This window comes from Acinetobacter sp. BWR-L5 (genome assembly GCF_039655985.1).
Lineage (GTDB): Bacteria > Pseudomonadota > Gammaproteobacteria > Pseudomonadales > Moraxellaceae > Acinetobacter > Acinetobacter johnsonii.
This window is the reverse complement of record NZ_JAGFEV010000001.1, coordinates 590,485-609,002: the sequence shown is the minus strand read 5'-3', so window position 1 is coordinate 609,002 and position 18,518 is coordinate 590,485. Positions and strand designations below refer to the sequence as shown.

Annotated in this window: 16 protein-coding genes and 2 pseudogenes; 11 read left to right on the top strand and 7 right to left on the bottom strand. The window is 34.6% G+C overall.

The genetic code is table 11. From position 1 onward, the window contains the following. Nucleotides 1–11 precede the first annotated feature (11 nt). From JZ787_RS02980 to JZ787_RS02965, 4 genes and pseudogenes are all read right to left on the bottom strand, one after another. Nucleotides 12–1,412, bottom strand: a complete 1,401-nt coding sequence (locus JZ787_RS02980; protein ID WP_346311610.1) for an amino acid permease — start codon at nucleotides 1,410–1,412, stop codon at nucleotides 12–14. A 164-nt stretch (nucleotides 1,413–1,576) separates the two neighbouring features. Next, nucleotides 1,577–2,638: a 4-hydroxyphenylpyruvate dioxygenase gene (gene hppD / locus JZ787_RS02975; RefSeq protein ID WP_346311609.1), complete on the bottom strand. Its 1,062-nt coding sequence runs from the start codon at nucleotides 2,636–2,638 to the stop codon at nucleotides 1,577–1,579. A gap of 849 nt (nucleotides 2,639–3,487) precedes the next feature. Next, nucleotides 3,488–3,633 (bottom strand): annotated as a pseudogene (locus tag JZ787_RS02970) (DUF4172 domain-containing protein); the annotation flags it as partial. 303 nt (nucleotides 3,634–3,936) lie between these two features. Then, the gene (locus JZ787_RS02965; RefSeq protein WP_346311608.1) at nucleotides 3,937–4,857 is read right to left on the bottom strand and encodes a hypothetical protein; all 921 of its coding nucleotides are present in this window, start codon (nucleotides 4,855–4,857) and stop codon (nucleotides 3,937–3,939) included. A gap of 565 nt (nucleotides 4,858–5,422) precedes the next feature. On the opposite strand from JZ787_RS02965, the gene JZ787_RS02960 reads away from it, so the two are divergent. The 4 genes and pseudogenes from JZ787_RS02960 to JZ787_RS02945 form a co-directional block, all read left to right on the top strand. Next, nucleotides 5,423–6,373: an inovirus-type Gp2 protein gene (locus tag JZ787_RS02960; RefSeq protein WP_346311607.1), complete on the top strand. Its 951-nt coding sequence runs from the start codon at nucleotides 5,423–5,425 to the stop codon at nucleotides 6,371–6,373. Nucleotides 6,374–6,621: 248 nt separating this feature from the next. Further along, nucleotides 6,622–6,918 (top strand): hypothetical protein, encoded by a 297-nt coding sequence (locus JZ787_RS02955; protein WP_346311606.1) that lies wholly within the window; start codon nucleotides 6,622–6,624, stop codon nucleotides 6,916–6,918. Between the two features lie 106 nt (nucleotides 6,919–7,024). After that, a complete protein-coding gene (locus JZ787_RS02950; protein WP_346311605.1) occupies nucleotides 7,025–8,248 on the top strand; it encodes a hypothetical protein in 1,224 nt (407 codons plus the stop codon). A gap of 37 nt (nucleotides 8,249–8,285) precedes the next feature. Next, nucleotides 8,286–8,627, top strand: a pseudogene (locus tag JZ787_RS02945) (hypothetical protein); the annotation flags it as partial. Nucleotides 8,628–8,791: 164 nt separating this feature from the next. Here JZ787_RS02945 and JZ787_RS02940 read toward each other — a convergent pair. Beyond that, on the bottom strand, nucleotides 8,792–10,072 hold the full coding sequence (locus JZ787_RS02940) for a hypothetical protein (protein ID WP_346311604.1): 1,281 nt from the start codon (nucleotides 10,070–10,072) through the stop codon (nucleotides 8,792–8,794). 17 nt (nucleotides 10,073–10,089) lie between these two features. After that, nucleotides 10,090–11,124, bottom strand: coding sequence for a DNA-processing protein DprA (locus tag JZ787_RS02935; RefSeq protein ID WP_346311603.1), 1,035 nt, complete (start codon nucleotides 11,122–11,124; stop codon nucleotides 10,090–10,092). A 669-nt stretch (nucleotides 11,125–11,793) separates the two neighbouring features. Between JZ787_RS02935 and drt2 the strand changes: the two genes are divergently transcribed. Continuing rightward, entirely contained in the window at nucleotides 11,794–13,200 is a 1,407-nt protein-coding gene (gene drt2 / locus JZ787_RS02930) for an antiviral reverse transcriptase Drt2 (protein ID WP_346311602.1), read from the top strand. A gap of 508 nt (nucleotides 13,201–13,708) precedes the next feature. Then, on the top strand, nucleotides 13,709–13,870 hold the full coding sequence (locus JZ787_RS02925; protein ID WP_009585603.1) for a hypothetical protein: 162 nt from the start codon (nucleotides 13,709–13,711) through the stop codon (nucleotides 13,868–13,870). Between the two features lie 90 nt (nucleotides 13,871–13,960). Here JZ787_RS02925 and JZ787_RS02920 read toward each other — a convergent pair whose 3' ends face one another. Continuing rightward, nucleotides 13,961–14,590 carry a hypothetical protein gene (locus tag JZ787_RS02920; protein WP_346311601.1) on the bottom strand — a complete coding sequence of 210 codons (630 nt, stop codon included), beginning with the start codon at nucleotides 14,588–14,590 and terminating at the stop codon, nucleotides 13,961–13,963. 730 nt (nucleotides 14,591–15,320) lie between these two features. Here JZ787_RS02920 and JZ787_RS02915 point away from each other — a divergent pair. From JZ787_RS02915 to JZ787_RS02895, 5 genes are all read left to right on the top strand, one after another. Further along, the gene (locus JZ787_RS02915; RefSeq protein ID WP_346311600.1) at nucleotides 15,321–15,605 is read left to right on the top strand and encodes a hypothetical protein; all 285 of its coding nucleotides are present in this window, start codon (nucleotides 15,321–15,323) and stop codon (nucleotides 15,603–15,605) included. Nucleotides 15,606–15,609: 4 nt separating this feature from the next. Continuing rightward, nucleotides 15,610–15,921 carry a hypothetical protein gene (locus JZ787_RS02910; protein WP_346311599.1) on the top strand — a complete coding sequence of 104 codons (312 nt, stop codon included), beginning with the start codon at nucleotides 15,610–15,612 and terminating at the stop codon, nucleotides 15,919–15,921. 43 nt (nucleotides 15,922–15,964) lie between these two features. Next, on the top strand, nucleotides 15,965–16,588 hold the full coding sequence (locus JZ787_RS02905) for a hypothetical protein (RefSeq protein ID WP_346311598.1): 624 nt from the start codon (nucleotides 15,965–15,967) through the stop codon (nucleotides 16,586–16,588). A gap of 225 nt (nucleotides 16,589–16,813) precedes the next feature. After that, a complete protein-coding gene (locus tag JZ787_RS02900; RefSeq protein ID WP_346311597.1) occupies nucleotides 16,814–17,860 on the top strand; it encodes a DUF932 domain-containing protein in 1,047 nt (348 codons plus the stop codon). Between the two features lie 177 nt (nucleotides 17,861–18,037). Next, nucleotides 18,038–18,481, top strand: a complete 444-nt coding sequence (locus tag JZ787_RS02895) for an acetyltransferase (protein WP_346311596.1) — start codon at nucleotides 18,038–18,040, stop codon at nucleotides 18,479–18,481. The last annotated feature ends 37 nt before the right edge of the window (nucleotides 18,482–18,518 follow it).

The following is an 18,518-nucleotide window of genomic DNA, read 5'->3' as shown; positions in this document are numbered from 1 at the left end:
TAAATACGATATTACGCTTCTGGTAAGGAAGTGATTTTACTTTTTTCAAGCAACGCAACATGATCTTCTTGCTTCCGTTTAAAGAGGTAAGCTGTCAGTAAAATCGCAATCCAGACTGGAATCATGAGAACTGCGATTTGCATATCTGGGCTACGACTCATAATGAGCAGAATACTCACCATGAAGGCAATACATAAATAATTGGTAAATGGATAGGCCACACTTGGAAAGTGAGTTTTTACCTGCATGCGATTCATGGCTTTTTTAAACTTTAAATGTGTATAAGAAATCACGACCCAGTTAATCACAATAGCCGCTACGACCAGCATCATGAGTAAGTTAAATGCTTTTTCAGGAAATAAATAGTTAATCAGAACACATATTAAAGTAAAGAAAGCTGAAACCATAATGGCATTTACAGGAATACCACGCGGATTAATTTTGCTTAAAAATTTTGGGGCATTGCCTTGTTGTGCCAGTCCAAGCAGCATTCGGCTGGTACAGTAATTGGTGCTGTTATAGACAGAAACAGCCGCAGTCAAAACTACAAAATTCAAAACAGCGGCCACGGTCTGGCTGCCTAAAGAGTCGAAAATCAATACAAAAGGACTACCGCCTTCAGCCATCATATTCCATGGATAAAGTGACAAAATTACGACTAGGCTTAAGATATAAAATAACAAGACGCGGTAAACAATTTGATTAACGGCTTTTGGAAGGGTTTTCTGAGGATTATCTGTCTCTGCTGCCGCAATACCTACTAGCTCAATTCCACCGAAAGCAAACATAATCATGGCCATAGCCATCACTAAGCCTGTAACACCATTCGGGAAGAAGCCACCGAGCTGCCATAAATTTTGTAAGCTAGACTGGCTATGACCACTACCGCTAGCCAGCAAGTAACTACCAAAAGCAATCATGGCAATAATTGCCACGACCTTAATGATGGCTAGCCAAAACTCCATTTCACCAAATAATTTCACGTGCAGTAAATTAATGACATTAATGAAAATAAAGAAACCCAACGCAGAAACCCAAGTTGGAATATCAGGCCACCAGTAATGGATATAGAGGCCGACAGCACTGAGTTCAGCCATACACACTAAAATATTCAGTACCCAATAATTCCAGCCAGACATAAAGCCCGCAAATTTGCCCCAGTATTTATAAGCAAAATGACTAAAAGAACCACTCACGGGTTCATGCACAATCATTTCACCAAGTTGGCGCATCATGAGGAAGGCAATGAGGCCTGCGATGGCATAGCCTAAAATAACAGAAGGTCCTGCGAGTTTGATGGTTTGTGAGATACCGAGGAATAGCCCTGTGCCGATAGAACCACCGAGGGCGATGAGCTGAATATGACGATTACTTAAACCTTTTTTCAGGTTTCCTTGTTCAATGTGCTGCATTTTTATTCTTCATCCATGTGAGATAAAGCCTTGAACCATGATGATGTTTCGTTATTTTTATATTGTCATCGGAGCAGACTTTAATTTTACGAGTATAGTTCTTGCACAAAAGTTAAATTTCCCTGTACATAAAACTATATGTACAGGGAAATTCTAGAAATCGTTTAAGCTTTAGATACATCTAAAACGCCACGTTTAATTTGGTCGCGTTCAATCGACTCAAATAGCGCTTTAAAGTTGCCTTCACCAAAACCATCGTCATCTTTACGTTGAATAAATTCAAAGAAGACAGGGCCTAGCATATTTTGGGAGAAAATTTGCAACAAGAGGCGTTTATTACCGTCTTTAGTATTGCCATCCAGCAAAATGCCCCGTTTTTGTAGTTCATCAGCAGGTTCACCGTGGTTAGGCAAACGCTCATCTAGCATTTCATAATAGGTATTTGGCGGAGGTGTCATGAACTTGGCACCTAAAGCTTTTAACTTGTCCCAAGTGCTAATCAGGTCATCACAAATGAAGGCAATATGCTGAATGCCTTCACCGTTAAACTCATTGAGGAATTCGGCAATCTGACCATTTCCTTTATCCGAATCTTCATTGAGCGGAATACGGATTTTGCCATCTGGCGCCGTGAGTGCCTTGGACGTCAGGCCAGTATATTCACCTTTAATATCGAAGTAGCGAATTTCTTGGAAGTTAAAAATCTTTTCATAGAAATCAGACCAATACTGCATACGGCCTTTATACACATTGTGGGTCAAATGGTCGATTTCATATAAACCTGTGCCGACAGGATGAGAGGGTACATCATCAAAGAAAATGAAGTCATTTTGGTAAATGTCACAATCGACGAGGAAAATAGGAGAGCCGCCAATCCCTTTAATTGCTGGGATATTCAGCTCCATCGGGCCAACTTGGTTGTAAATTGGTTCTGCACCAATTTCTATTGCCTTTTTAAATGCCTTTGCCGCATTCTTGGTGTGAAAACCCATTGCACAGGCAGAAGGGCCATGTTCTTTATAGAAATAAGCTGCATATGATTCAGGCTGATAATTAAGAATGATATTAATTTTGCCCTGACGCCATAAATACGCATTTTTAGACTTATGCTTTGCCACTTTGCTGAACCCAATGGTTTCAAACACCGCATCTAGCTGACCATCTTTAGAAACAAATTCAATAAATTCGAATCCACACAATTCTAATGGGTTGGCTAATTCATTCATACAACGTCCTCATTTCTTTTTTAAGCAATCCTATTGCTTATCTTTTTAACGATTCCTTTCAGAGCTAACGGACTGGTCGCTACAATTCTAGAGCGAGAGAGACAAATCCGTTTGTCTGACATGGGACACTTGTTCAGCAGCATTCTCAATGTTGAGTGAGCAAGTGTAGAAGTTTTAATTCATCATACTTGATCTAAATTATTATTCAATACGTAATTTAATTACGTAATAAATAAAATTGGTAAATGATTAACCTATAAATTAAATTAATATTATTCATAAAAATATTTTTTAAAATATGGGGGCTTTGTTATACCAAGATTTCAGAATGAAATCTGTGCTATAGGACTAAAATAGAAGGGAAAAATTGGGTATGAAATTTGGCTCATTCAGTGCATCTATTGAGAACAGCTATTTGAAAATGAAACAGCCAAGCAATTGATTTGAGCACGAAAATTAATTGTAAAATATCAAGAACAGTTTGACTTACTAAAACCTGACTTGAAAATCCAGATGTAGGTGGCGCCGCGAGCGAGTTTCTTCACGCTGAATTTTTTGCATCAGTTTGAGCGGCTGTTGAATCAGCGTCCAATATTGAAGGGGATTATTAGTATCACAGTGTGATAAATCGAATTTTTAGTGTTTATGATTAGGCTTAGAGAGGTTGAAAACAACCATAAAATGGTGCGCTCTGCGGGACTCGAATCATTGTGCTATCTAATTGAATTTTATGTTGATAATTTATTAGGTGAATTTATTTTACCGCAAAATATACCGTAAAAAATAAAAGTACTATTTTTATAATTGGGCATTGATCTGATAGCGAGTATTTCGTCCACGACCTTCTAACTAGATTATACACTCTTTTTTGAGCAAGTCAGACAAGTGGTGGGGAACTGTTGCTTTACAGACTTTCGCAACCTTTTGATATTGTGAGACGCTGATATTATGTTCGAAGCCTTTCTCTGCATGATCTAGTAACTATTTTTAACCTGTTCATACATTTGTGTTAGGGTACAGTCTATGAATGTATGTTTAAAGCGACTATAGCGATGAAGAATGATAATTTTTCTTTAAGTGAGTCTTCAAAATGTATGGTTTGATATCTATTGAATCGAAAAAAATTGCATAGTTCTTGAATTTCTTGTTTTGCCTATTCGTACACGCTGTGCCATTCAATTCTCATTTATTGCAGCATGCCAATCCAAGATTAACACGCTGTTTCTTTCGATGTACCAAATAGATAAGCTATTGAAATCAGCTTTCAATATTCACTCGGTTTTATTTAGAGAAGCCTTTTAGTATTTTAAATTTCCTCGCTCATCACACATGAGATCTTGATATTCTCTTTTTAATAGATCCTCCATGACTTCAGCTTCACTTTTATTTTTAAATTCAGCTAATTTCTCTAAAAAACTTTTAGCTTGCTTAGTTAATGGTAAATGATATTTATTTTTTACTTTATTGGAGGCTTTAAATTTATACTGTGACCAAGATTTTTTTAATCGTTCTATATAAATTATATAAGATTCAGTAGTTTCAAAGTTAATTGAGTCAATTAAAACCAATACCATAAGCGGTGTAATTTTTTTTTCAAGATTGATGATTGGGGAGTGTGATTCTTTCTTTGAAATGTAGTTGTAGCACCAAAAAAGCATGTTTTGATCTAAATTTTCTAACCACTGGGAAAACTTGTCTGTTTGAATTATCCAGTTATTCCATTCTATTTTAATATTCTCAATGAATTTAACTTTTTTATCTTGCATGTTTAAGGCAGATTGAAGGAGTGAATGATTATTAATTTGAGGGTTTATTGAATCAATCTTATCAAAAGTTAAACATAATCTAAATTTGCTATAGCGTATTTTATTATTATTTTTATTCATTCCAAATAGTGATGGAGTATTATTGAGTAATTCAAAGTCAAGTTTATTTTGTACCCAGATTAAATTCCTAATATCTGAATCAGGAACCCAATTGAAAAAAGTTTCTGAAATTTTTATTAAAATCTCTAGTTTATTTAAAATCTCTCTTTGCATATTTTTTTCATGCTTCAATAAATTTAAACATTCATTATGTAAAGATTCAATATTTCCAATATTTCTTTCACTATGTTTATGTGGAAATAAGTATTCATGCAGCCAATATAATTGATCTTCGGAAAGGTTATAGAACATATCGTTTATTACTAATTTACTTCCTGGGTTAAAGCCACTCATTTTAAACCTTAGATTCACATATACTTTTATTTCTAATTATTATTAAATTTCAAGATAAATCAAGCATAATTTATGAAAAATTATTACTATAATTTTATATGTTTTTAGTGATATTTTAATGATATTTGAGTGATTGTTCGTGGGTTTTTTGAGTTTAATTTATCGTAAGTATTTGATTGTTAATTGTTGGTGACTTTAGCTTCCTTTGTGTTAGATAAATTTCTATGTATATGAGACATTGTCGATGAGGAGATGGCTGTTTTCTGATGATTCTTATTGTATTTCTGAGTGTACTAAGTTGGTTACTTATACTATTAATTCATCCTAAGACTGATCTTCAAGAAATCTTGGTTTGTATCACTAACGAGGTATGTGTATTTACTCATGCCTTATTACCTTATAAGTGACCTTTATCTAGTTATGACTATTTTTATATATGAAGTTTTAAAGGTGTATTTATCTATTAGCTTCTTTCAATAAGTTGAATAACTTAAGATGAAAGTTGAATAATTAAAAAAAACAGAAATGACTGATGACATGGTTATAAACACTTTTAGGAGTAACCATGAAAAACACTACATTTAACACCAAGTCTTATTCTGAAACTGAAATTCTATTTGCAGTTGAAAACTTTGTTATTAATATTCATCTGGCTGGTTTCAATCATTCTCAAAAACAAGAGTTTAAAGAGCTGCTTGAACTATTTGATAAAATTTACAATATAGATTACTGTTACAGTGATTATATTACAGCCTTCATTACGTTGAAGTTGTATATTGACCAAATCCGTTTTGATCCACTTGTAACGCAAACTGATAGTTATGATTTTGTTTTAGAATTCGATGATGAGCAACTAGCATTTTATAAAAAGATGCTCAAGATGTTGAAAGGTGAGATTGAGCGAGATCTACATCAGTTTAGGCTACAAGAAAAGGACAATACAGAAAGCTTGAAGGAATATGTTGAAGAGCTATTTAATCACTATACAAAGCTTCTAATTGTTCGTGTTGACTTAGGATATTTAAACGATTCAAAACAGCAAATTACCATAGAGCAATTCTATCGGCATTTTGAAATCATGCGTAATCGCCTTTCTAATCAAGATACCTTCTTTAGTAATCTTCATGGATATTCATGGGCAATTGAGCAAGGGAAGGAGCGAGGTTATCACGTACATCTATTGCTTATGTATGATGGAACCAAAGTACAGAATGGCTCTTATTATGCGCAGCGTGTAGGGGAGAAATGGCAACAAATTACCCAAGGGCATGGTAGCTATTTTAACCTTCATAGCAAGGATTATATTAATAAGCTACGCATGGCAGGCTGTGATATCGGTATCGGGATGGTATCGAGAAAAAACGAAGGTGACTGGGAAAGAGTGGTTACCGTAATTGAATATCTGACAGACCCCGCTAAGGACGAACAGCGTCTCAGAGTAAAGTGTTTTAGGAACATGCAAACTTTTGGGAAAGGGCAGTTTGAGAATAGCAAGCGTAGAGGGATCAAGAAGTAACTCAAGTTAAAATTCTTGACTTATACATTATTAGCTAAAAAAGCCTTTGGGAACATTAGTCAAAATTATAGGTAGAGATTGTCACAAGCAACTCTACCTTATTTCAATATTGATTATCTGAAGGGCGATAGCCCGTTGATTATAAGACAACCTGAGAGACACAGATTGTCGTACTGAATCATTTGAATGTTGATTAAAGAATCTATTTTGAATAAAAATCAATCAATGTCATTAATTAGGTTTGAATCATGGAAATAATTCACAATGTATTTGTTTGGATTGTCAATTTTATTCTAAGTGGAAGAGCAAAAGCCATTGGTGTTGCATTCTTAGGTTTAGGTGTTTCATACCTTTTATTTCAAGGAGCTTCATTATTCCTTAATACATTTATGTCTTTGTCACCCCAATTCCAAGAATATGTATTCAATCACAGAATTTGGTTTATGGTAGGTCTATTTGTTTTGGGCATGATACCAGCTGGTATTGGTTGCTATATGTGTTACAACGAATTGGAATACATTGATAATAAACAGTTATATAGATAAATTATGGTATCAGTCTATAAGAATAATTTCAGATTTTCAAATTTGACCTGAGATACGAGTTTTTGAAAAAACTACTTGTTTGGACAACAATATTTCGAGAAGTTTAATGACATTTAATGATTTCCGAGAATCTTTAAAGGATAAAGATTTAAAAGGGCTGGATTCAGAGTTTACTTATTCTACTAGGAGACTAGTTGCTTTATTTAGTGCTGAGGGTGCTCACCTGAATCGATGGTGGGTTATGACTCCAGTAGATTGGTTTTGTCCTTGTTGTAAAAGAACAAAAGGCCAAATTGTTCGTTTAAATAAAAATAATTACTTAACATGTCAGTTACACGAACACCATGACCATATGGAAGAAGTAGTAAAAACGCTATTTGAAAAATATGCCATAGCTAGAAATCAACAAATCGCTGATGAGCTTTCTGAAAGATTTGCAATTAAGTCTGCCTTTTCACTATCTGCATATGACAAAACTATTGTTTGTTTTGATTGTAACAAGGCTGATGCTGATGCAAAAAAAATAGTGAAAGCGCACAATTATTTTTCATTTTCTCCAAAAGAAATATCAGAATTTGTAATTTCTTCTCCGAATCATGAACATAAAATTAATGAAGAAATTGCAAAACAAGTATGGGAAAGAGTACAACCAATATTTCACATACGTATGGAAATGGCTGAAAAGTTTGCGATGATCGCAGCAGAAAAAAAAGATTGGTATCAGCCCTCATTAGAGACATCAAAACAAATAGAAAGACGTTCCAAATGGTTGTTTGAATACAATGGTTTATTAGAATTAGATAAATATGAGCCCGAAAAAATACTTTATAACACTGAGCACTTTAAAGGAAACAATAACTCTTGGCGGTTGAAAAATAATCCAGTCATAATGAAGCGTCCTTCTACACAAGAGCTATCCCATCTTATTTCTACTAGAGGAAAGTACTGGGAACGGTATGATTATAGTTGGAGGTGTCCTTGCTGTGAAAGGAAAAAATATGAATGTGTTAGACCTTCTAATAAAAATACATGGGTGCTAGAAATAAAATCAGCACCATTATTTTCTGATGAGGTACTTGAAATTAATAATAGAGCCGAACCTATGTGTGTAGATTGCATGAATACAGCACTAGAACTAGGTCGAGAAGTAATTAAAGAGAGTGGAAAGACTTTAGATTTTCCAAGTTCTGTTGTTAGACTGAGTGAGCTTAAAAAAGTTGTAATCGCAAGAGTCCATTCAAAGCATTTGTTTAAAAATGATGTAATTGATCAATTAATTCCAAGTATGGTAAAGAGGTTTTTAAGCTTTTTAGAAAAAACAAAAAATTAGAAAACTCATAGAACAACCTGCATGATAGTCAGCATTTACCTATACTTATCACTGCAAATTAGCTCGATGGGTAGGTAGAGTAGAGATGGATGAAATCACGGAAGTGCTTGGTTATTATTGGAATTGCCATACGAATAAACATGCGGATGAAGATTTGGAAGGCAGTGCCACGATGTTAGCGAATATAGATAGCATTCAGAAAAAGGAAAGTTATAAATATTTTAATGGGTTGGGGATGATTGAGCGTAAAGATCCAAGAGGATTAGAAAGGCTAGAAGCTGTGTATAGCTATTTAGCTCGAATGACGGTTGAAAAAATTGAGCAACGTCTCAGGGTACGTGTGAAAGGTATGAGGTCTTTTAGCTATTCTTCATGCTGATTATGTACTGAAGCGGTATAACGCAATACAGTAGGATAGAGTTATACATTATTAGCTAAAAAAGGCATTTGGATATGCTAAAGAAATGTTAGGTGTGCTCCAAAATTTTAGCATTTAAATATTGATAAGTTGGTTTTATCTTGAAAACCAACTTATCATAGATTTTATATTTTTATATCCCAATTTATAAAATCTTCAAATAATTTAGACATTTGATAGCCCTCACTTGATGATGAAATAATCGAGCTGTAATGGATTTGTATTGGGTTTGGTTCTATGAAAAATTCATGTGAGTTATTTATAACAGTATAAATTGGGTACGTATCTGGCAAGGATGCACTAGAAACGTTGAGGGAGGTATTAATCGTTTTTAGCCAAGAAAAACATATGACCCGTTTTGCCCCTGCTTTTTTAAGCAGTAAAGATGCTGCATCAAATGAATATCCTGATGTGGCAATATCATCAATTAGTAAGATTACTTTGTTCTTATAAGGGTTACCTTTTAATGGTTTGATAGAACCAAACTTTACTGGGTTTCTATTTAATCTTAAAGTATTCAAATGGTTGTAAATACCTAATAGATGTCCATTACCTTGTGTTCTTGCTGTCTGTGACTTTATGGATGCCGTATGTCGAATAAGTGCATCATGTAAGTAAGCTAACCTAAAACATTTAGTTAAGGTATTTAATGCGTCATCCATTATAGGATTGCCGAAACCTGGCTGATGACCAGGGAAGGTAATAATAGTATTTATTTCGTCATATAGCCCTGAAAAGTAAATTTTGGCAATAAGTAGCATTAACCAAAAATCAGGTTCTGCTGAATGTGTTAACTTTTTTGCAGTACTCCTCGCTGAAGTAGAGTAAGTTTGAAACTCAGGTTTATAAGTTGAAAATGGAGATAGGGTATAATATTCTATGTGCTCATCTTTATAATTAATTAAGTTGTGTTCATTGGCTTGAAGACAACAAATATCTATAAATCGAGCTAAAGCAGCCATATCGTCGAAACTAAATCCATAAGGGATTTCAGTTGCATTTTTAATCCAGTTAGCTTTTATAAATAGAATTTTAGCATTTACACATGCTCGCCAATCATTGTCATTACAACCTACATATATGATTTCATTAGGTAATAATTCTTCATGATATAAGATATATGGTATTGCATCAGCTCTTGGCTTTCTAGGCATTTGTGGATGATCAGATCTGTTATAGTATTGAATATCCTGATTTGTTACCTCTGAAAGGTACTTTGCAAGAGTCTTATTGCCGTCACGAATAAACCATCGATTATTACTATGTAAAATAACCCTCACCCCTTTGTGAGCGAGATGAATGATTAAATTGATTAAGATTTTTAATTGATCTTCATTTAATTGTCGGTCTAGGTCATTAAAAAAAACATTTCTAAGCGAAAAAACAACTGCTTTTAGTTGAGCCATTAATAGAATCCTTATATTTAAAAATCTAAACCAATTTGCGTAGGCTGTTTAAAAGACTCACCTTCTTGTTGATTCGAAGTTGTATTGGGAGGGAAGACAATTCTCGAATCAATTTTGAGGCCTAAACTTTCTACTAAATTATTTATGGCGTTAGGTAGGACAAATATTTCTCCACCATAATTGCGTTGAGCGCTAGAGTTTGCTAAAGCATGTTCAGTAAAGAAGGTTCTACAAGTTGATGTTTCAATAAAACATATTTTCTTTTTCATTTCATACGCAAAACGAATAGTGTGCGCTGTGCCGCTTTTTTGTTTCCATTGAATAGGGATCACTACACTAGCTAAAGCAGCTTGAATTCTATTTCTATTAACAAAGGATTCTTTATTGGGTTTCATATTTGGGAAATACTCTGTAATTATGGTACCTCCAGATTTAATGATATCTTGCCGTAATTTTTGTGAATTAGCTGGATAGTTCTCATCTAAACCATTACCTAAAACAGCAATTGTTGGAATTCTTAACAATAGTGAAAGTTCATGAACTATTTGATCTATACCTGCGGCTAAGCCACTGATTGTTACGATAGGCTCTTTAATACTACTAATACCAAACAAAAGGGTTTGGGCTAAAAAATATCCTATTTGTGAAGATTCTCTAGAACCAATTAGGGTTAAAGCATTTCTGATATGTAAATTCTCTAAGCGCCCTTCGATGAATAGCCAATAAATTGGTTTCTTCATATTTGATGGAAAATTAGGGAATTGATAATCGTCATGTAATAAAAACTTGATACCTTGATCACCAAGTTTTTGAAAAAGAGTTTCGCCTTTTGTAACGATATCTGTAAGGAAGTTACTAAAATTATCATTCTTGCTAGTTATTGAACGCCCCAAAAGATTTGTAAAGTCCTTTAAACTTTCTGTTCTCATGAGATCTGAAAGAGATTTTCCATCATTAAAATAGTTGTAAATAGTTTGAAATCCTACCCCTTCTAATTGTATTAAACCTAAAAAGATAAAATGGGGCGGTATAGGAGTTTCTTCTTCAAGCATAGAATACCTTTATCCAATTTGACTTTAATAACAACTTATACCGTTGAAAATTTAGTACAAGGCTATATTTATTACCTTATTTATGAATTGTATAGTATCAATATTCAGAAATAAATTCAGAAATCAACTTAAAGAAATTACAGGGTTGTGATTCTAGCCAAAATTCTTGACTTATACATTTTTAGCTAAAAATGCTGTTTCGGTATCATAAGGAATTGAGCCACTACTGGGTCAATTCCTACAGGTAAAATCTAGACTCTCTAATTTAGTTAGTATTTCATTTTTTATATGAAAGATTTATATGCTAAGAAAAGCAGGAGTTTGTCTTTAGCCTAAGTAGTCCTTTTTTAAACTAAGTTTTGAGGCTTTATTTTTTGCATCAATATTGTATTTTAAAGAAAATTCACATAGAATTTGATTGCCTTCGAACTGACGTTGCGGAGAGTTGGATGTTTAAGATGTCAAGTACTTTATCAAGTACTTGCAGCACAATGTAAATCTTCGTGAGAAGTTGTTGGTTTAGCTGTTTAACTTTATTGTTAGGTATCATTAGGTACTCCTTGAGTTTATACTAAGTTGTTATATGCGTTTTGGTTTTAACTTAGATTAAGTCGTTCCCCCAGATGGATTTTTATCGGCGCGAGATATTTGCTATCTGGGGTTTACTATATGAAATATGAAGATTATTACGACGAAATATATTCAAAGAAGCATGAAAAAGTAGTTAATAATGTTAAAAAGCCAAAGAGTTTATTACATTTTGATTATGCTCTTGGGCCTAAAGAGGCATTTAAATTAGTTTCTAATCCTGAGAATGTTGAAAAACATTGGTTCCTTCCAATGCTTGGGTTTAACTTATCAATTAGAAGAACCTACCTAGAAGAGAATAAACCAGGAAATGTAGTTAAAAAAAGAAAAAATAAAGATCGACCTATTAGATATGCCTCTAATAGGGATGCATATATTTATACTTATTATTCTTACATGTTTAATAAACAATATGAGGAGTACCTTAGTGATAAAAGTTTCTATCACTCTCCAATTGCATACCGATCACTAGAAAAAAATAATATTGATTTCGCTCACACGGTTTTTAATAAAATCAAAGAAATAGGAGAGTGTACTGTCGTATGTATGGATCTAACAAGTTTCTTTGATACTTTGGATCACACTATCTTATATCAAAATACATTAAAAATATTAGGACAAACTAAATTTAGGCCAGATCAAGAAAAAGTTCTTAACTCTTTAACGAAATATTCATTTTTTGATAAAGATTCAGTAATTCGTGAATTAGGTTGGACTCTTCAGGAGTTTCGAGAAATAAGGAGTTCTATCCTTTATAAAAAGGGGCTAACCCCTGATGATTCTTTCTTTAGTTTTAAGCAGATCCGGAGTAATAAGGATAGTAATGGTGAATGGATTATTAAAAAAAATCCGAATAGAGATAATAAAAAAATGGTTGGAATCCCACAAGGAACCCCTATTTCGGCTCTACTATCTAATATATATATGATAGATTTTGATCAAGAAATATTTGAATATACTGCTTCTAAGAAAGGCTATTATGTAAGATATTGTGATGATGTCTTAGTTATATTACCAGGTCAAAATTGTTATCGAGATATTGTTACAACTATTAAGGAAATTTTAGTTAGAACTGCTGGAAATAGTTTAAAAATCAATGAAGGTAAAACTGAGGCTATTCAATTTTATGTAGCCAAAGAAGGGTTAGATTATACAAATCTACTTCATCCTGAAAAGAACTTTGAGTTGCAATATTTAGGCTTTAATTTTAATGGAAAAAGAACAGTCATTCGGCATAGCAGTATTGCTAGATACTATAGAAAACTTAAATCAAAGCTTAATACTGTAAAATATCGTGCATCTAAAAATGAAAAAAAATCAACGCCTTACTTAAGAGATATTTACCAAAAATATAGCCACGTTTCTAATAAAAAAACATTTATTAGTTACGTGAAATTAGCTTCTGATGTTATGGGGGAAAAGAAAATCATGCGACAGGTGAAAAATCATATGAAGTTTATTAAAAAGGTAGCATCTGAGAAAACTTGATAATATTAAAAAGCATTTTAATTTAATTTTAGGAACTCATTCTTGATTGGTTCAGTTGTATTGAGCAATTGATGAAAAAGGCTGTATGTATCTGCTAAATGCCTGCATTAATCATTGATGCTTATTTTTTATTTATTTTTAAGAGGGTGTAAATAATTATGAGTAAATAGAGTATTAAAATACTTAATTACACGTTTTTCAAACATGATGCTAAAGCGATTTATGGCAACTTTCCAAATGGCAAAGTCTCGCTTAGAATGGCTGGAGAGTGTGTGTAATAAAGAACTTAATTTAGAATCAAGCAAAATTTTGAGACAGTCAGAAATTAAATATTCTGAAAAATTTAGATGCTCTATTTGGGGTTACTGTTTGAAATATCAAATGTTTTGTTTTTAAATTAATATAAGATATTAAAATATATAGATAAAAATAAAAAAATATAGGTATAATGTCAACGTATCTACACTTAGCAAATAATATCATTAAAAATTTTAAGAGGGGGAGCGAAATGTCAAAAACAGCGTATATTGTAAAATGGGTTGATTCAAAAGCACCATCTTCTGTTATCAGCACACCTATTCAAGCGAGTTCAGCGCAAGAAGCTAAAGCTCTGCTTGAAGCAAAGCAAAGAGGCAAATCAATAAAAATTATTTCTGCAAATCCACAGTAATTTTTACTAATACTGATTATGTGAAAGGCTCTAAAGAGCCTTTTTGTTTTAACCAAACTTTAGTTTTTTACATACTTAAAATATAGAAGCTTAATTATTGACCATTCTTTTTTTTATTTTTTCTAAATTTTTGTTTAAATTGTATAACTCTTTTTCGTAATTTTTATAATTAGTATCAATATCTGAAATTTTTTGAATAATTAAGTTTTCTTCATCAATATTTTTAAAATTGTTAATAGCTTGATTAAGCTCGAATTTATCTCTTCGTAAGTTTTTCATACGTTTAGTAACTATTTTCTTTACGGCTTCTAAAGATGAAATTTTATTTTCAATAAATTCTTTATTTTCTTCCTTATTCTGCTCTTTTGTTTGCCTATCAGCATAATTAAAACTTTTTCTATAATTATCTAAACCTTGTTTCCTTTCATTTATGTCCGATTGTATATTTTCTATGTTATTTAGATAACTTTTTGCTTTCTGCTTATTTTCTATTGTTTCATTTGGATCATTTATTACTTCTTTTGCATTTTTTTTAATTTGATCATTATTAGCCTCAGATAAATTAAGAAGAAGTGATGGGGCTTCTTGGGCTAATTTTGTTGCTCCAGCTACAACTGTTTTTCCAATTACTTCTGCTAAGCCTAAAGTTTTATCTTTTGTTGATTCTGAATTCTTGACTTTATCATTGAATGTGTCTTTTATATTTTTCCAAGAAAACATATTCTATTCCTTAAATAAATTAGCTACGTATAAATATAATTTGTATTAAGTAACTCTACAATTCTTTAAGTGGCTAAAATGACAATTTGATTAAGAAATTTCCTTAAAGTTGGCATGACATGGTATATGGAGTTATTTTTGAAGATTTGAGGAACTTGCTTAGTGTTAGCTAATTGACTTTTCTGATGGTTTATTATATTTCCCCCGTTTTCTAATTAACCAATAGATATATTGAAATATAAAACAAGCCCTATTCCTAAACATCTGAATTGACTTAAATCCACCTCACCATTATTCTTAGCATGCTGACCTACATTGTCAGTTGGTTTTGACAGACCAAGCGTATAGCGTATCAGGTACTTATATTCTTCCTGAGTATAAGTCTTGTGCGAAACCTTCTCGTCCCCCTTTGCGGTAGAACGGGAGGGGGACGCGTTCGCGCGTGCTGGTTCTATATGCCCAGTCTGTCAACCCCTTTTCGTTCTGCCACCATAATCAATTGACAGTGATTTGGTAGAACTTCTTATGCATATAGGAGTCCATCATGGTCATTCAAAACATCCCCTTACTGTACTGAATTCTATTTCAAGCAACTGACTTTTTACCAAGCAGTTGATGGGATTTATTCGTCTCATTTTATTCATTTTCGCACATCTTCCTGATTCGGGAGCATGCGTCGTTGTGTCTTAAATTTTGATTTCAATACAGAACAATACCAAAGGGGAGCTTTATGAGAATTCAAACATTCAGCATGCTTGCTGTATTCCTTTTACCTGTTTTATCTGCCTGTTCGTCTACGGATGCCAAAGACCGTAAAGCCTATATCGAACGATGCATGTATCCAAACGCTGCCATTAAAACCGCAGTTGAAAGTGAAGAAACTTGTAGCTGTCGCTATGACAGTATTCGTGAACAATACGGCAAGCCATTCTTTACAGTACCGATCAGCAATGATGAAGACAGACGTCGTCTGGACTTTGCCAGAGGCTATACCGTAGGCAAATGCAGAGGATAGGCACATGCAAAACAAAAAATTACTTCTCATCATTGCCGTTGCTTTGCTTACAGGTTGTAGCTCCAAACAAGAGAAAGCCTGTCAGGAAGAAGCCAATGTGGCTGAGACTGTGATGCAGGCTCGCTTGACCTACGGTGGTTTTGCTGAAGCGACTTACATGCTTGCAGGCGATAACGATCAGCTGAGAGAACAACTCAGACCGATGATTCATGACGCCTTTGAATATGGTCGAGGTGGTACAGCAACTTTCGAAAAAACCAAACAAGTCTTTAAAGACAAATACTACCAACAATGCATGGATAGACCAGCACCTTGATGTGAATACCTAAGCATATGGGGAATAGGGGGGAAGAGGTAAAATGAAAAAGATCATGATGTTGGCAACCATAGCCATATTGACAGTCGGTTGTGGCAAGCAACAAGAAGCAGTACAAGTACAGAATACCGCAGTGGAAACTGAAACAGCCAAACCCGCAGTTAAAGTTGAAAAACTGACTGAGAAAGAACTACAGGATTTGGAGTCCTTGGAAAAATCACCCAGTGAAGAAACGGCTGCTACCGCAGGCTATTATCTGAGTAATTTGGAAGTGACACCCGTTGCGGAAATACGAGAATTTATTACCAAAGGCTGGGATGAATGGGAAACACTGAATAGACAAGAAGCCGAGAAGGACGCACAGCAAACACCATCCGACCAAGGCGATGTTTCAATGCAATATCGTATTGAAATCAAGAATCAGGTATTTGGTGGAAAGCATGAGGTTGAAACAGCCTATCTACATTTAATCTCACTATCCGATAGCATTACACTAGATCGAGTGGTGGTGAATCGGGGTAACTGTAGAGCAGATTATCGTGATGGCGCTAATCCAATTCTGTATGGAAAATCCATGCGCTTCTTCTTAAATTGTGATCCGCGTAACGTCAGAGAGGTAGTAGCGGTATTGAAGGATGGACGTGAAATTGTGATGACAGCACAATAAAATCAGACAGTTTATAAATGCTATAAATTTGAGGGTTTTAAAGCACATTGGAATAAATTTCACTTATATAACATAAAGATGAAGCAATATAAGAATGCGTTTATTGAGCCTATTACATAGGACTCAATGAGCACATTCACAAGACCAATCTAAATCAGGCTGCTGGACTTCATTCCAATCAAGGGATGGGGTTCAGTAGCCTTTTTGTTTGTAAGGACAAAATTTATGGCACATCAACTTGAACAAATGGCGTATGTAGGTGAAACCCCTTGGCATGGCTTAGGCAACCAGCTCACGCAGAACCAACCGATTGAAGTCTGGGCACAACAAGCAGGCATGGACTGGTGCATTGAATCTTCCAATGTTAGCTATATGGCACAGAATGAACGAGGACAAAGCATCATCATGCCCTATGAAGAACAGCGAGTTTTATATCGTTCTGATACCCATGCCCCTTTATCTGTGGTCAGTCAGCGTTATCAGGAAGTGCAACCAATGGAAATCCTACATTTCTACAAAGACCTGACCGAAAAATCGGGCTTTGAACTGGAAACCGCAGGGGTACTCAAAGGAGGCAAGAAGTTCTGGGCATTGGCACGAACAGGACAGACTTCAGCTTTAAAGGGTAAAGATGTCAGCAATGGCTATATTCTCTTAGCCACAGCTTGTGATGGCACCTTAGCCACCACCGCGCAATTCACCAGTATCCGTGTGGTGTGTAACAATACTTTAGCCATTGCCCTGAAAGGACAAAGCTCAAGTGCGGGCGTGGTCAAAGTACCACACAGTACCAAGTTCGATGCAGAGAAGATTAAACAGCAACTCGGTATTTCAGTACGAGCATGGGAGGATCACATGTATGAAATGAAGCAACTGAGTCAACGTAAAGTCACACAGCAGGAAGCAGCAGCTTACTTTGATGCGGTGTTTAATAACACTAGCCTAAGCAATGCAGAACAAGATGAGGGCATTATTCAGTTCTACCGTAATGTGGCATCACAAGCCAACCACACAACCAAAGCTGAAAACAAGACTGAACCGAATGGCCGAGCGATGTCTAAAGTCATGACCATGTTTAACGGGCATGGTCGTGGGGCAGAACTGAGCTCAGCTAAAGACACCGCGTATGGGCTGCTATGCAGTATCACCGAATTTTCTGACCATGAACGTCGAGCTATGAGTCAGGATCACCGACTCGATTCTGCTTGGTTTGGTGCAGGAGCAGGCTTAAAGCAACGCGGACTAGAACAAGCTTTACGCATGTTGGCTTAATAGATTAATCGGACAGAAAGTATTGAGCTGAAATGTGGTGGAGAATAGAGGCTGAATGATCAGAAATAAATGTACTATTGTAATTATTTATACACTATAGTAAATTCATCAACTGGTAATTATTCATTCTAGAGGAATTCTTCACCAAAATTTTAATTTAAGAATGAGAGAAACAAAATGTTAAAGATTCGAATGTCACGTCCAGATGAGGGAGATCAAGTGGTTGCCATCTGGAGAAGTTCTGTTGATGCGACACATGATTTTCTTAGTGCAGATGATCGTAAAGAAATTGAAAAAGAAGTCGTTGGCTTTTTTTCAAAGACCCCTGTATGGGTTGCGACCAATGCTGAGGATCAAGCCCTAGGTTTTATGTTTTTACATGATGGGCATCTGGAAGCATTATTCATTGATGCTGCTGCAAGAGGTTTAGGTGTAGGGAAGGCACTACTATTGCATGCGTTAAGTTTATATCCAAATTTAACTGTTGATGTAAATGAACAAAATCAGCAAGCAGTTGGTTTTTACCAACATATGGGATTTGAGGTTTCGGGTCGTTCACCCGTTGATAGTCAAGGTCGAGCTTATCCATTGTTGCACTTAAGCATGACCCCTTCAGTTTAAGCAGTTTTACACCATTCGGTAGTAAATGTGTTTAGAC